This window comes from Microcoleus sp. AT8-A3, assembly GCF_036705675.1.
In the GTDB taxonomy this organism is placed as follows: domain Bacteria; phylum Cyanobacteriota; class Cyanobacteriia; order Cyanobacteriales; family Microcoleaceae; genus Microcoleus.
The window spans coordinates 20,543-34,766 of record NZ_JAUBVD010000032.1 but is presented as its reverse complement, the minus strand read 5'-3'; the positions used below and the strand labels follow the sequence as shown (position 1 = coordinate 34,766).

Sequence of the window (14,224 nt, the reverse complement as noted above, 5' to 3'; positions counted from 1 at the left end):
GGGAAAATTTGAGACCAATTGGTCTCAAAAATCCGACAGAGGAAAATCAAATCCCGATTACTTTGGCTCTTGGCGCTAAGTTTTGAATCTCGAACCGGGAAAATTTGAGACCAATTGGTCTCAAAAATCCGACAGAGGAAAATCAACTGCCTTCTCTAGCAGAAATCTCGCCAGAAGATCCAACTCGAATTTTCCATCTCCGACCGCTGAGGAATTGCCATGCAAACTATCAATACCCTAGTAGAAACCGAATATGGCACTGCCCAACTTGATGTAGCTGAACGGACAAGGCTTCAAGAACTAGAATCCATTGTCGAACATGGACTTCAGATATTTTACGAAGTTGGCAAAGCCCTTGATGAGATTCGGGAAGAGAAACTGTACCGTGAAACTCACAAGACTTTTGAGGCTTATTGCCTTGACAACTGGGGCATCGGAAGACGGACAGCAGATCGATTTATTTCAGCAGCGCAGGTTGTCGAAAATTTGAGACCAATTGGTCTCAAAATTCCGACAAAGGAAAATCAAGTCCGTCCTCTAACAGGATTACCCCCAGAGCTACAACTCGAAATTTGGCAAGAAGCTCTGGAGTTATCGCCTAATAGTATGCCCACTGGTGCAGCAGTTCAGCGCCTGGTAGAGCGGCGATTTCCTTCAAACGGAAACGGGCGAACGCCTAAAGATAGTGCTTCGGAAGTCGAGAAGTTGCGATCGGACAATCAGCGGCTCAGAGAGCAAATCCGACAGCAAAACAGAGAAAGGGATAGGCGTGCTGCTGCTGTGGCTTTAGAGTTAGAGCAGTTGCGCTCAGAGAATAGGCAGCTAAAAGCTGAACTGCTACAGCGGGATAAGGATTGGGAAGTTCGACTGGCTTTTGAGAGGAACAAAATTCGCGAGGAGGTTAGGGGAGAACTCAGAGAGGAACTTAAGGCTGAACTCAGGGAAGAAATCAGAGCCGAAATAAAATCTGAGTATCAGGCTCAAATTAAAGAATTGACGGCTAAATATGAAGCCATAATTCAGGATTTATCAGTAAGGTTGACAGCTATGGAAGGAGCAAAATAAGAAATGGTCGCAATACTTGAAAACCCACTGCGCGTCGGTTTGCGAAAAGAACGAGTGCCGGAACCACAAATTCTGGTAATCTTCGGAGCTTCTGGGGATCTGACCCAGCGCAAACTGGTACCTGCAATTTATCAGATGAAGCGCGATCGACGCTTGCCACCGGAAACTACCGTGGTGGGAGTAGCCCGCCGCCCTTGGAGTCACGATTACTTCCGCGAGCAAATGCGCGAAGGCATAGAAGAATTTGGCGGCGGGATTGGCAATGAAGAATTTTGGCAAGAATTCGCTAAAGGTTTGTACTACTGTCCGGGCGACATAGACAACCCCGAAAGCTATCAAAAACTAAAAGCTTTCTTAGCGGAAATCGACGAAGAAAGGAGAACTCGCGGCAATCACATATTTTATCTCTCAGTTTCCCCGAACTTTTTCCCAGAAGCAATTAGGCAACTGGGCGCGGCTCAAATGCTGGTCGATCCAGTAAAACACCGCTTGGTAATTGAAAAACCCTTCGGCCGCGACTTGAGTTCGGCAAAAGCTCTCAACCGAGTCGTGCAGAAGGTTTGCCAAGAACAGCAAGTTTACCGGATAGACCACTATTTGGGTAAAGAAACTGTTCAAAATTTAATGGTGTTCCGGTTTGCTAACGCGATTTTTGAACCGCTGTGGAATCGGCAATTTGTCGATCACGTACAAATTACAGTTGCAGAAACAGTAGGCGTAGAAGACCGGGCCGGTTACTACGAATCCTCTGGGGCGTTGCGGGATATGCTGCAAAACCACTTGATGCAGATTTTCTGTCTGACGGCGATGGAACCGCCGAACTCGCTCGACGCTGACAGCATCCGCACCGAAAAGATGAAAGTTCTGCAAGCAACTCGCTTGGCAGATTTGAATAACTTGGAGTTCTCAGCGATTCGGGGTCAATATTCCGCAGGTTGGATGAAGGGCAAACAGGTGCCAGGATATCACGATGAACCGGGGGTGGCTCCCAATTCGACAACGCCGACTTTTGTGGCGATGAAGTTTATGATTGACAACTGGCGCTGGCAGGGAGTGCCTTTCTACCTGCGAACCGGCAAACGGTTGCCGAAAAAAGTTAGCGAAATTGCGATTCAGTTCCGGGAAGTTCCGCTGCTAATTTTTCAGTCCGCAGCCCAACAAACTACTCCTAACGTTTTGACCATGCGGGTGCATCCGAATGAGGGGATTTCGCTGAGGTTTGAGGCGAAAATGCCGGGGCCGGATTTGCGGACGCGGACGGTGGATATGGATTTCAGTTACGGTTCTTCGTTTGGGGTGACATCTTCGGATGCTTACGATCGCCTGTTAATTGATTGTATGCTGGGCGACCAAACTTTGTTTACCCGTTCTGATGAAGTGGAAGAAGCTTGGCGGGTGGTAACGCCGGCCTTGATGGCTTGGGAATCGTCCAACGACCAAGATTTGGTTCCTAAATACGAAGCCGGTACTTGGGAACCTGCGGAAGCAGAACTGCTAATTAACAGAGATGGCCGCAAGTGGCGAAGACTTTAAGAGCCATTAGTCAGCAGTCATTAGTCCTTAGTTATAGGTCAGCATTAGTATTAGTTATTAGCTAAGAACGGCTAACTAAGAACGGCTAACTAAGGACTAAGGACTAAGGACTAAGGACTAAGGACTAAGGACTAATAACTAATAAGAAAGGAGAAAAGATTTATGACGATGACACCGATGAAAGCTCCGCCTCTGGTTTCGCTACAAAGTCCTAAAGATGTGTCGATCGACCAAATAGAGGCCGAATTGAGTCAAATTTGGGAAAGTTACAGAGAATCGGGGTCGAAGGGCGATTTTCCGATCGCTAGTAGGGCAACAACTTTTACTTTTGTAGTCTACGAACCGGAAGAAACTCAGCGGTTATTGGCGGATCTGGGGTTTTACGACGGGCCGGTGGACGGTATTACCGGGCCGATGACGGCATCTAGCATCAGGGCGGCTCAAAAAGCTTATGGGCTGCCGAGAACAGGCAAAGCTAACGATGAATTGCTGGCGACTTTGCGGGAAGAAGTGGCTCGCAAAAATTCCACAGGCGAGGAGATGGGATCGAGTGGCTTGGGTTCCGGGGGTTCGGGGGTGGCTGACGCGATTGTGGCTGCCAATCCCTGCCGGATTATTGCTCTGTGCCCGACAGCGGGGGAAGATACGGGCGTGCAGGCTCAAGTGGCTGCTTATTGTCCGGTTCACAAGCGCACCAGTGGCAATCTGATCTGCTGCGAGTACATTACGCTGCGGGGTACGGAAGCTGCGCTGGAACGGGTGAGCGGCATTGTGACGGCGTTGACTATCGCTGATTTGCCGACGCTGCTGTGGTGGAAGGCGAATCCTGATGCCGATCGAGGTTTGTTCCAGCGGCTGGCGGCAGTTAGCAGTTCTGTGATTGTTGACTCTAGCAGCTTTGCTGAGTGTGAAGCTGAATTGCTGTTGATGCAAAGTCTGATCGAGGAGGGAATTCCGATCGCGGATCTGAATTGGCGCCGGTTGGCCGCATGGCAGGAGTTGGCTGCTGAGGCTTTTGACGCCCCGGAACGTCGCGCTGCGATTCGGGAAATCGATCGGGTGACGATCGATTACGAACAGGACAATTCTACTCAAGCGCTGATGTATTTGGGTTGGCTGGCGAGCCGGCTTCAGTGGCGTCCGGTTGCTTTCAAACAGGAAGAGGGCGATTACCACATCAAGCGAATTAAATTCGCGGGGCCGGACGAACGGGTTATCGAAGCCGAGTTGGCTGCTATTCCTACTGCTGATTCGGGCGATGTCGCGGGCGATTTGATTGCTCTGCGTTTGAATTCTACAAACGAAAAGGCTGACTGCGGTACGGTTCTGTGTTCGGAAGCGGGCGGCTGTATGCGGATGGAAACAAAGGGTGGCGCTCAAACCGATCGGTTTAACCAGGTGAGTCCTCTGTTCGATCAGGTGACGGAACAGTTGCTGGGTCAGCACCTCCAGAGTTGGGGCCGAGATGTGCTTTACGAAGAAAGTTTGGCAGTGACGGCTCAAATGCTGAAGTTAGCTAAGCGGTAAAAAGAAGTTCGGCAACGGATTGTGTAGCGGATGTAACGGATGTAACGGATGGATGGAATCAGGAGAAAGGAGAAAGGAATAAGCAAGACGGATTGAGTTAATATTCAGTGGGGCAGGCAATGTCTGCCCTACTTTTTTAGGAGTTATGAATTTTAAGTTAGGAGTTTTGAATTAATCCTGTTATTTAACTCAAAACTCTAAATTACTTCCCAAAAGCCACTAAATTACCTCTCTTCTTCTCATTCTTCCTGGGAGCATCTCATATTTGTAAAAATACTTCTTCTGGCTCCTTCCTTCTTCTGGCTCCTTCCTTCTTCCTCTTTCCTTCTTCCTCTTTCCTTCTTCCCCTTTCCTCCTGCCTCCTGCCTCCTGCCTCCTGCCTCAAAACTCCAATTTCTAGCGGAGGGCTGCAAAGGTGAGATGCTCCCTTCTTCCTTCGCGCCCTAGCGCTTACGCGCGGCTTCGCCTAACGCGTCTTCGCGGTTCGTTAAATATGTATTTTTTGTGAATAACCTAGAACTATGGCTTTAGTAATTGCTGGCGAACGCAGCGGTGCGGGAAAGACTACTGTAACGATCGCCCTTTTAGCTTATTTAATCCGTCGCGGCTTGAATGTTCAATCTTTTAAGGTGGGTCCCGATTACATTGACCCGATGTTTCATGCTTTTGTCACCGGTCGCCCCTGTCGCAATTTAGACCCGGTATTAACGTCTGAATCTTATGTAAAAAAGTGTTTTTCTCGTCATATTCAAGATGTCGATTATGCCTTAGTTGAAGGGGTGATGGGACTCTTTGATGGAGTGAGTCGAAGGAATCAGGAATCAGGAAGGCACGACACGGATTTTGACACGGATACACGGATTAATTATCGAAAAGAAGCAGGCAATTATGATTTTTCCTTTGCTTCTACGGCTCATGTTGCTTATTTGCTGAATTTGCCGGTATTGTTTGTGATAGATTGCAGCAGGCTCTCTGGTTCTGTGGCTGCGATCGCCCACGGTTTCCGTTCTTTTAACCCTGAACTTAAATTCGCTGGTTTGGTGCTGAATCGGGTGGCGAGCGATCGACATTTGGAACTGCTTCAAGATGCTCTAAAACCGCTCAATTTACCTATTTTGGGGGTTTTGCGTAGGGATGAGGCTGTTAGTATTCCCGATCGACATTTGGGTTTGATTCCTGCTGAGGAGTTGCCGAATCTTCATGCTGCGATCGATAAACTGGCTGATTTGGCTGCTGTTAGTTTTGACTGGGAGCAACTTTTGCCTTTGTTGGCTGCAACTCGAAATGAGGGGTCTGAGCAACTTTTGGGTAGGCACGGTCTCCCTTCGGGAATTATAACTCAAAAAGATGATGTTGTCAACTGTTTGGGAAAACAATTTGGAGTGAGGATTGCAGTTGCGCGCGATCGGGCTTTTAATTTTTACTATCAGGACAATCTTGATTTGTTGGAAGAGTTGGGTGCCCAGTTGGTATTTTGGAGTCCCCTTGATGACTCGGTGTTTCCTGACAATGTGCAAGGGTTATATTTTGGTGGCGGTTTTCCCGAAGTGTTTGCTCAAAAATTGAGCGGTAATGTTTTAATTCGGGATGCGGTAAGAAGGGCGATTTTTTCGGGAATGCCGACTTATGCGGAGTGCGGCGGTTTGATGTATTTGTGCGATTCTATTGTAGACTTCGATGGCATTTCTTGGCCAGGGGTGGGTGTGTTGGAAACTGCTGCTGCGATGGGTAAGCGTTTGACGCTGGGATACCGAGAAGCTGTGGCGGTGAGGGATAGTTTGGTGTTAACTGCTTTTGATGAGGTTTGGGGACATGAGTTTCATCGATCGCATTTAACTGTTGAACCGAGTAATCCAGTTTATCACAGTTGGAGGTATGGGAAGCGGGGGGAGGTTGAGGCGGTTGCTGAAGGTTGGGGAGTTTGTCAGGTGCACGCTTCTTATTTGCATTTGCATTGGGGGGCTCGGCCTGATATTCCGGCTCGTTTTTTGCAGCAGTGTGCTGATGCGTGATTGTAAGGGTGTTTTGGGCGATCGAGAAAGCGAACTGGATTTTTTTATTTAATTAACCGCAGAGGGCACAGAGGGCACAGAGAAGAGAAGAGAGAGGAGTTACTGTATTAAAATGTTTTTGATGGAAAGCAGGGAGGGGGTGTTGGGATTTATGAGCGAATCAATTTCGACTAAGCAGTTGTTTGCCCAATGGGTGACACGGGAGAATTTTCGGAGTTACGGTCAAGTTATCTTTACGGCTATTGATGGCAAGTCTTTCGATGCTGAGGATGCTCAGTTAAATTTGCAAAATGGTGTTCCTAGATTTTACATTATGCGGCTCCATAAGGAAGGTCGCAAGTTTCGCAAAATTACGCGGCACGTTCAATGTACTCAGTGTTTGGGTTCTTTGGATGGGAAGGATTGGTTGATGGCGGTTGCGCCTCCTGGGGATAGCTATAAACCGAGTTTAGAGGATATGGCTGCTTTTCGGATTCCGGGCAATTGTTTTATTAAGTTAGATGTGGGGACTTGGCACGCTGGGCCTTATTTTGATGCGGATTTTGTTGATTTTTACAATCTGGAATTGAGCAATACTAATGTGGTTGACCATTTTACTTTTGATTTTGTGAAAAATCACAATCTGGAGTTTGAGATTGTCTGAATTTAAGAAAAATTTATCGTAGAATTTTGATAGTATATCAACGAAGCTGATTATACCTGCTTAACCGTGTTTAATAGTTTTGGGAGAGGTCTAATAATTATGAATTATCCACTCTATTCTCTTTTGATTTTACCATATACGCGCCGGGAACTCCCTGGATGGGGAAAATTGATGACACTCACAGGGGTGTACCGGGATGATTTGTGGAAAAATGCTCCTATACGGGAGATTCGAGGCAAGTTCCACGGTTATCGGATGGCGATGGATCTTTCCAAGTGGAACGATCGCATGAGCTATTTTTTAGGCCGTTATTATGACTTGCCCACGCAACTTTTCATCCAAAATGCTGTACAGCCTGGGGACAGTTTTATTGATGCGGGGGCAAATACGGGCATGATTACTCTTTTGGCTGCTTATCATACAGGAACAACGGGATGCGTACACTCTTTTGAACCAAATCCTCTGGCGTTTCAAACATTAAAAGCTGCGGTAACAGACAATGAATTGCAGAAAGTTTCTCTGCACCAGTGTGGGCTTTCTAACGAGCGAAATGAACTGACACTGACAGTGCCTACAGATGTTACTGGTTTGGGTACTTTCGCTCAACTCCCAGAAAAAGATCGAAGTCTGATTTCTAATCAGTATCAAGTACCTGTGTATCGCGGAGATGAAATGCTCCCAGATAATCTTCCTGGTGCTACTTTTATTAAAATTGATGTGGAGGGGTTTGAGGTGAATGTGATTAAAGGTTTCTCCCAAACGCTGCAAAAGCTTCGCCCTGCGGTGTTGACAGAAGTTGTAGGAAGTCATCTGGAACGGGCTGGTTCAAGTGTAGCAGAACTTTGCTCTGTGATGGGTGACTTTGGCTATGAAGCTTTTAACTTGGAGGCGAAACGGGAAGGTTTGGGCCATCGGTTACAATTGTCTAAAGCGCAAGGAGGAAAGATGACTGATGATGTGGTTTGGCTGTATTCTGAGAGTCCTTTATTTTCTCGCCTGCAACAGTGGATGACACACTGATATTGCAGAGGATAAGAATTGCAAGTGCAGGGAAATCTAGGCTGATTTCCCTTTGTTTTAATATGGTCACTGTCAACGGTGCTAAAACTCTCAATCTGGGAGATGATAATTATGGGATAGATGCGGGAAAACCTGCAAATTTGATTGTGTTGGATGCTGAGGATTGTTATGATGCAATTAGGAGGCGCGCTGCGGTTCGGTATGTGATTTCGCGGGGTAAGTTGCTGGCGGAAACTGCACCTGCTAAAATTAGTTTTTATGGTATTTGACAAACAATATTTGAAGCTGTTAAACTATGAATCAAGGTGCTATTCCCGATGAGAGTCCGAGAAATTTGCAGGAGCAACTGCTACTGCAAGATGCTAAGGCTGGTAATTGCATAGTAATTCATTGCGGTACAGATAGATTGTTGGGCGATGCACGGAGACTTATTGCTGTTTATGGCGGGAATGCTGAAGACTGGGATAAAATGACAAGTATTGAGGCTTTTGAAATTAATGGAGCTTCCGTACAAGTCCATTGGTTTCGGAACAGTCAGACTCTTCAAGATGTGGAGTTTAAGTTCAAGCGACAGTATCCCAAAACAGCCCCTAAAAATCTGTAGGTAATCAAGTTATGAAAATTCGTTGTATTGCTAATACCGGTGAATCTCTCCCTGAAGAATATATAGATCCGCCACGCGGTTACACTAGAAAGGTTGAGTTACCGCTAACTATAGGCAAGGAATATGTTGTTTATGCTATCCGAGAATGGAAAGGGACTATTTGGTACTACATCTGCAATGATAATTATAGCTATTATCCCATCCATAATCCGGCGCCGATGTTTGAAGTGGTTGACAGCAGAATTTCTAAGTATTGGCGGTTTGAACTGTCGCCCAATGGATTGTTAATGATAGCGTTTGAACAGTGGTTTACTGACCCTTATTTTTATGATAAGCTGACGGATCAGGAAGAGGCGGAGGTTGAGATTTTTGAGAAGGTTAAGGAATTGATGGATGCTGAGGATTTTACTTTGCCTCCGCTGGATGTTGCCGTTGAGAGGTTGCGGGAAACTGTCAGTGTTTGAGTTAAAGACAAACATCGAAGCGGAGTGAGTTCATAAAATCTGCTAAGCAAGCAGACATAAAAAAGGTAAAGATAGTTGTATTCCTAGGGTAGACACTCTCACGAGAACATTTGTAACTCCTGCTTCTACACGCATGATATTTAAAGATACATGACAGCCTCAAATTTTATGAGTGATAAATTTCAACCACTAGACCGCGATGATGATGTATTGTTGTTCGACAACAATAATACATTTACAGTAGGAAAACTGAAGAATTTAATTAGTAAAGAATTTCAGGAAAAGTTTTTAATAAGTTATCAAAAAAAACCAAGTTATCGGGGTGATTCTTATGAAGAACGTACTGATATTAAATCCAAATTAAGCACTATCTCGTTTGATTCGGGAAATTTTAGATGCAGTGAGATTCAATGGAAATGTATAAAATCAGTAAATTGTAAAATTCTCAAAGTGGGTTCTGGAGGATGGCAGGAAGGAAAATTGAGAATGCAGGCAAAAGTCGTAAATTCATATTCAGAAAATGATGATTATAAAAAGTATAATAAAGCTGTTCTTGATATATGTATAGAATTCAGTCCCGATCTACCAAATGAACCTATATCACCTTTAGATGACATCAGACAATCCGAGGAATACAAAAAACTGAGCGATAATAAATGACAGCCCGATCGCCCTTACAATACAATAATCGATCGCACTCCAAGGCTAGCAAGAAAAAAATGACAAATATAGAAGAATATGTCGATCGCACCGCCGAACTGATAAACTTACCCTTAGACCCGGAACACCGCCCCGGTGTTGTGGTAAACTTAGAGACGATAGCTGCGATCGCCCGACTCGTTACTGAATTCCCTTTACCCCCAGAAGTAGAAGTCGCGCCGGTATTTGAACCCTGATTTTTAACCGCAGATGAACGCAGAGGAACGTAAATTTTTAGCACAAGCGGATGCAGTCGCCACAGCATCAGCGGTTAAAAGTGGTAAAATTACAGCGACAGCGGTTGTGACTGCGGCATTAGAACGAATTGCCGATCGAGATAACGTCCTCAATTGCTTTACTGCAATCACTGCATCAAGCGCACTCGCAGCAGCCGAAAATATAGATAATTCGATCGCAAATAACCAAAACCCAGGCCCTTTAGCAGGCGTTCCCTTCGCAGTCAAAAACCTGTTCGATATCGGCGGAATTACTACTCTAGCAGGGTCAAAAATCAACGCTGACAATCCTCCGGCTACCCAGGACGCGGCCGTGGTCGCCCGACTAAAACAAGCCGGTGCTGTGCTCGTAGGTACTCTCAACATGGATGAGTACGCCTACGGTTTCGTCACGGAAAACAGCCACTACGGCCCGACTCGCAATCCCCGCGATACTGCGCGCATCGCTGGCGGTTCCAGCGGCGGTTCCGCAGCAGCAGTCGCCGCCGGTTTAGTACCCATCACCCTCGGTTCTGATACTAACGGTTCCATCCGCGTACCGGCTGCTTTGTGTGGTGTCTTTGGGTTTAAGCCTACTTACGGCCGTTTGTCCAGGGCTGGCGCTTATTTATTTTCGAGTAGTTTGGATTGTGTGGGGCCGTTTGGGCGATCGCTCCGAGACATCGCGCTGCTGTACGATATCCTGCAAGGCCCTGATTCTCGTGACCCAGTTTGCACTCAACGCCCGCCTGAACTTTGTTCGCCGCAGTTAAATCAAGGCATCGAAGGATTGCGAATTGCTGTTGCTGACGGGTATTTCGCTACAGGGGCCGAACCGGAAGCAATGGATGCTGTAGAAATAGTTGCTAAGGCATTGACAAATGTCTTGGATTGTGGTAATACAACAAACCCCCCAAAAATAGGGGGGCTTGCAACTGTCACCATACCGGAATCCGATCGCGCCAGGGCTGCGGCATTTATCATTACCGCCTGCGAGGGCGGAAACTTGCATTTAGAAAATTTGCGATCGCGCCCTCAAGACTTCGATCCTGCCACGCGCGAGCGCTTTTTAGCGGGAACCCTGATCCCTGCGACTTGGTACTTGCAAGCCCAGAGATTCAGACAGTGGTATCGCGATCGAATTCGCGAAATATTCCAACACACAGACATCATCCTCGCACCCGCAACCCCGATAGCTGCCCCTGAAATTGGCGTCGAGAAAATGGTAATAGCCGGACAAGAAACAAGAGTGCGTCCCAATCTCGGACTGTTCACCCAACCCCTATCATTTATTGGCTTGCCCGTTCTTTGCGTGCCCGTACAGCGGCCCGGCGCTTTGCCCTTGGGGGTACAAATTATTGGTGCTCCCTACAGCGAAGCGGTGATTCTCCGAGTCGCTGCGGTACTAGAATCGCAAGGCATTATATCTGCCGAATCAATTTAGTGCTAATAATTCTAGGGTTTGTTGTTGCGGTGAAAGCGTCTCTTAGTCCTTCTGGCAATAGCTTTGCGCTTCTGCTTTTCCAACGGGGTTTCAAAGTGGCGGTGCTTTCTCATGTCGGGGAAAATACCCGCTTTAGAAACTTGTCGCTTAAACCGTCGTAGGGCTGACTCAATCCCTTCATTTTCGCCTATTACAACTTGGGTCATTATTTCTCCTTAGTGTTTGTCAGATCAAGTTTTATCATATCAAGGTTTTTGGCCGCGCAACCTGTTGAAGGTCGCGCGATCGACCAAAACCCCAAAATTATACCAAATCCGCTGCCATCACGGCTCTTGATTCTTTAGTCTCCACAGGCAGACTTTGTATGTCAAGGCGCCAATTATATTCCCGCGGTTGAATCAGTTTGGGCTACCAACTGATTTTCCTGTCGCAGGTAAGCTTGAATAAACGGCTCTAATTCGCCGTTCATTACATCTGCGATGGCGGTTGTTTCCACTCCAGTACGCAAATCCTTGACCATTTGGTATGGGTGAAAAACATAATTGCGAATTTGGTTGCCCCAAGCTGCCTCTACCATGTCGCCGCGAATCTCGGCAATTTCCGAAGCCCGCTGTTCCTTAGCAACCACCAACAGCCTAGCCTTGAGTAATGCCAGAGCTTTTTCCTTGTTTTGCAACTGACTGCGTTCTTCTGTGCAACGGACGGCCAAGCCAGTAGGAAGGTGAACGATGCGGACTGCGGTTTCTACCTTGTTAACATTTTGCCCGCCCTTGCCGCCAGCGCGGGAAGTCGTGATTTCCAAATCTTTTTCTGGAATGTCCAACTTGACGGATCGATCGAGAATTGGCATCACTTCAACGCCTGCAAAACTGGTTTGACGCTTGTCGTTAGCATTAAAAGGCGAAATTCTGACCAAACGGTGAGTGCCTTTTTCCGATCGCATATAACCGTAAGCGTAACGGCCGACAATTTCCAAAGAAGCCGATTTAACACCTGCTTCCTCTCCCTCGGAAATTTCCATTAAATGTACTTTGTAACCTTGACTTTCCCCCCAGCGGGTGTACATCCGCAGCAACATTTCGGCCCAATCTTGAGCATCTGTGCCGCCGGCCCCGGCGTTAATTGTCAAAACGGCGCCGCCTTCATCGTAGGGCCCCGATAGTAATTGTTGCAGTTCCCACTGGTCGAGTTCGCGGGTTAACCGAGAAAGACTTGATGAGGCTTCTTGGAACAGGGACTCGTCGGCTTCTAACTCCAGCAGTTCTAAAATAGCTTTAGCATCTTCCAAGCTTGTTTGCCAGCCGCGATATTGGTCTAGATGAGATTTGAAGTCATTAAGTTCTTGGAGGGTTTCTTGAGCTCGATCTTGGTCGTCCCAAAATGCTGGTTGGGCGCAGATTTGCTCTAAGTCTTGAATTTTGGCTGTGAGTGCGGGGATGTCAAAGATAGTCCTGGGTTGTACCCAGTCGATCGGACAATGTTTCGATATTGTGTTTGATGTCTAGAACTTCCACTGTGAGTTCTCCTAGTTGTGGGGTGTATTTTTGAGTTTAGCTGAAATTTTGCTCTAAATGTGCAAATCAATTTTTCAGCAGCACACCAGCTTTGATAAATGAGTCAAGTTTGTCGCCCGTGCACTTCGGGGACTGCTGTTGTTTGGATTCCTGTACGGACATCCAAAACTTTGCCGGCAGTTCGCACTGTCGCTGGGAAATTGATATTCCCGAATTTGTTGGTTCTGGACTGTTTTTAGGATTTCGCACTGAATGTCTGCAAGCTGTTGAACTCCTGGTCTTTGCATAATAGCAAACAGTTTGGTTCTCCTGACGCGCTGCTGCAAGCGAGTTACTTTAATGATAGGCGATCGAGTTTGGTTGCGGGCGATCGACAATTGCTCAAATCATTACATCAAAACTTCGACGATCGCATCAAAAGTCGATCGCTACCACATTATAATTTAAGCAAAACCTTCTACTATTTTTCTAGGATTACCACGAAATCCTCAATCATCACATCAAAAGTTTGAGCCAGCTTGTGAACTGCTGCAAAGTCAACCATTGCCATACCCTGAGAACGGGCATAATTGCTAATCGTACTGTAGCCCACGCCCGATCGCTCCGCAACCTCTTTGAGCGTCCATCCCTTCTGGGCCGCCAACTCTCGAACCCGCAACCTTACTAAGCCTTTGCTCATATTCACTATTTACAAAATTTTGGATTTAGTATAATATATCAAAAAGCGATCGCCCCCGGTCATTCGATTTTAGATTTTAGATTTTAGATTTTAGATTGACTCTAAAGATGAATCTGGTAGCTGGAACGTTGGTCGAAAATTTTGCGCCTCTCATGGCAGAAGTCGGGGCTTGTCTCCGTTTTGCGGCGGAGTCAACGAAACTAAAGACGATCGCCAGTTAAAATTAATCCCGACAGATAATTTCTGTCGATCGCACTTAGCAGAGATAGATTTAGCTACCACCACCAGATGCAACTACAATGATATCAGAAAATCAGTTAAGATCGTCAACTATCAGCGCCTCAAAAATTATTCACAAATCGTCGATCGTCAATCCGCGATCGAGATTTGTCACCGAAGAAACAGTAGCACTCCTGTTCAACATATCACCGGAACAGATATACCGGATCGATTGCTGCCACAACGTGGTGTACGTTCATGCCAAAGGCCTGAGTCGATTTGTCAGCTACGCCGATTTCCCCCCAATCTTAGAAGTAAAACCGCCCTGTGCTCAAGATTTTGTCGCCTGGTACAAACGCTGGAAACGGACACAAGCACCAGAATTTTGGACTAAATTCTATACGTACAACTTCAAAGCGGCTGTTTCAGTTGACAGCTTGCTTGAGTGGGGTAAATTAGTAGCTACAGTTAAATCGGTAATTTCCGCATCAGCGCTGCAACAGCTACGAGATGTTTACGCTCAAGAAAAAACATTGATGGAAAAGTTTTAAAGCAGGCGGGGCGGATAAATCGGCAATTGTTGGCC

The 14,224-nt window shown here is 46.5% G+C and carries 18 protein-coding genes; 14 read left to right on the top strand and 4 right to left on the bottom strand.

Going from position 1 to position 14,224, the window contains the following annotated elements:
• Positions 1–219: 219 nt before the first annotated feature.
• The 12 genes from QUB51_RS18775 to QUB51_RS18720 all read left to right on the top strand — a co-directional run bounded on the left by QUB51_RS18775 (position 220) and on the right by QUB51_RS18720 (position 11,226).
• Positions 220–1,065: a hypothetical protein gene (locus QUB51_RS18775; protein WP_333055740.1), complete on the top strand. Its 846-nt coding sequence runs from the start codon at positions 220–222 to the stop codon at positions 1,063–1,065.
• Positions 1,066–1,068: 3 nt separating this feature from the next.
• Positions 1,069–2,598 carry a glucose-6-phosphate dehydrogenase gene (gene zwf / locus QUB51_RS18770; protein WP_333055741.1) on the top strand — a complete coding sequence of 510 codons (1,530 nt, stop codon included), beginning with the start codon at positions 1,069–1,071 and terminating at the stop codon, positions 2,596–2,598.
• A gap of 162 nt (positions 2,599–2,760) precedes the next feature.
• The gene (gene opcA, locus QUB51_RS18765) at positions 2,761–4,125 is read left to right on the top strand and encodes a glucose-6-phosphate dehydrogenase assembly protein OpcA (protein WP_333055742.1); all 1,365 of its coding nucleotides are present in this window, start codon (positions 2,761–2,763) and stop codon (positions 4,123–4,125) included.
• A 521-nt stretch (positions 4,126–4,646) separates the two neighbouring features.
• Positions 4,647–6,137 (top strand): cobyrinate a,c-diamide synthase, encoded by a 1,491-nt coding sequence (locus tag QUB51_RS18760; RefSeq protein ID WP_333055743.1) that lies wholly within the window; start codon positions 4,647–4,649, stop codon positions 6,135–6,137.
• A gap of 151 nt (positions 6,138–6,288) precedes the next feature.
• Positions 6,289–6,780 carry an ureidoglycolate lyase gene (locus tag QUB51_RS18755; protein ID WP_333055744.1) on the top strand — a complete coding sequence of 164 codons (492 nt, stop codon included), beginning with the start codon at positions 6,289–6,291 and terminating at the stop codon, positions 6,778–6,780.
• A 99-nt stretch (positions 6,781–6,879) separates the two neighbouring features.
• Positions 6,880–7,800, top strand: coding sequence for an FkbM family methyltransferase (locus tag QUB51_RS18750; protein ID WP_333055745.1), 921 nt, complete (start codon positions 6,880–6,882; stop codon positions 7,798–7,800).
• Positions 7,785–8,069 carry an amidohydrolase family protein gene (locus QUB51_RS18745; protein WP_333055746.1) on the top strand — a complete coding sequence of 95 codons (285 nt, stop codon included), beginning with the start codon at positions 7,785–7,787 and terminating at the stop codon, positions 8,067–8,069. The genes QUB51_RS18750 and QUB51_RS18745 overlap by 16 nt, the downstream gene beginning before the upstream one ends.
• A 26-nt stretch (positions 8,070–8,095) precedes the next feature.
• Entirely contained in the window at positions 8,096–8,404 is a 309-nt protein-coding gene (locus QUB51_RS18740) for a hypothetical protein (RefSeq protein ID WP_333055747.1), read from the top strand.
• Positions 8,405–8,415: 11 nt separating this feature from the next.
• A complete protein-coding gene (locus QUB51_RS18735; protein WP_333055748.1) occupies positions 8,416–8,868 on the top strand; it encodes a hypothetical protein in 453 nt (150 codons plus the stop codon).
• 150 nt (positions 8,869–9,018) lie between these two features.
• Positions 9,019–9,528, top strand: coding sequence for a KGK domain-containing protein (locus QUB51_RS18730; protein WP_333055749.1), 510 nt, complete (start codon positions 9,019–9,021; stop codon positions 9,526–9,528).
• The gene (locus QUB51_RS18725; protein WP_445242990.1) at positions 9,525–9,764 is read left to right on the top strand and encodes a DUF4089 domain-containing protein; all 240 of its coding nucleotides are present in this window, start codon (positions 9,525–9,527) and stop codon (positions 9,762–9,764) included. Before QUB51_RS18730 ends, QUB51_RS18725 begins: the two co-directional genes overlap by 4 nt.
• A gap of 13 nt (positions 9,765–9,777) precedes the next feature.
• Complete coding sequence (locus QUB51_RS18720; RefSeq protein ID WP_333259902.1) at positions 9,778–11,226, top strand: AtzE family amidohydrolase; 1,449 nt, start codon at positions 9,778–9,780, stop codon at positions 11,224–11,226.
• Positions 11,227–11,237: 11 nt separating this feature from the next.
• Here QUB51_RS18720 and rpsU read toward each other — a convergent pair whose 3' ends face one another.
• The 3 genes from rpsU to QUB51_RS18705 all read right to left on the bottom strand — a co-directional run bounded on the left by rpsU (position 11,238) and on the right by QUB51_RS18705 (position 12,989).
• Positions 11,238–11,432, bottom strand: a complete 195-nt coding sequence (gene rpsU / locus QUB51_RS18715; RefSeq protein WP_006632476.1) for a 30S ribosomal protein S21 — start codon at positions 11,430–11,432, stop codon at positions 11,238–11,240.
• Between the two features lie 173 nt (positions 11,433–11,605).
• Positions 11,606–12,740, bottom strand: a protein-coding gene (gene prfB, locus QUB51_RS18710; protein ID WP_333259897.1) for a peptide chain release factor 2 whose coding sequence is annotated in 2 segments (ribosomal slippage) — positions 11,606–12,667 and positions 12,669–12,740 — 1,134 coding nt in all. Because the reading frame shifts where the segments join, the coding sequence is not laid out codon by codon here.
• A gap of 66 nt (positions 12,741–12,806) precedes the next feature.
• Positions 12,807–12,989: a hypothetical protein gene (locus tag QUB51_RS18705; RefSeq protein WP_333055752.1), complete on the bottom strand. Its 183-nt coding sequence runs from the start codon at positions 12,987–12,989 to the stop codon at positions 12,807–12,809.
• 51 nt (positions 12,990–13,040) lie between these two features.
• Between QUB51_RS18705 and QUB51_RS18700 the strand changes: the two genes are divergently transcribed.
• Positions 13,041–13,187, top strand: coding sequence for a hypothetical protein (locus tag QUB51_RS18700; protein ID WP_333055753.1), 147 nt, complete (start codon positions 13,041–13,043; stop codon positions 13,185–13,187).
• 13 nt (positions 13,188–13,200) lie between these two features.
• Here QUB51_RS18700 and QUB51_RS18695 read toward each other — a convergent pair whose 3' ends face one another.
• Positions 13,201–13,419, bottom strand: coding sequence for a helix-turn-helix transcriptional regulator (locus QUB51_RS18695; RefSeq protein ID WP_333055754.1), 219 nt, complete (start codon positions 13,417–13,419; stop codon positions 13,201–13,203).
• Positions 13,420–13,718: 299 nt separating this feature from the next.
• On the opposite strand from QUB51_RS18695, the gene QUB51_RS18690 reads away from it, so the two are divergent.
• The gene (locus QUB51_RS18690; protein ID WP_333055755.1) at positions 13,719–14,189 is read left to right on the top strand and encodes a hypothetical protein; all 471 of its coding nucleotides are present in this window, start codon (positions 13,719–13,721) and stop codon (positions 14,187–14,189) included.
• The last annotated feature ends 35 nt before the right edge of the window (positions 14,190–14,224 follow it).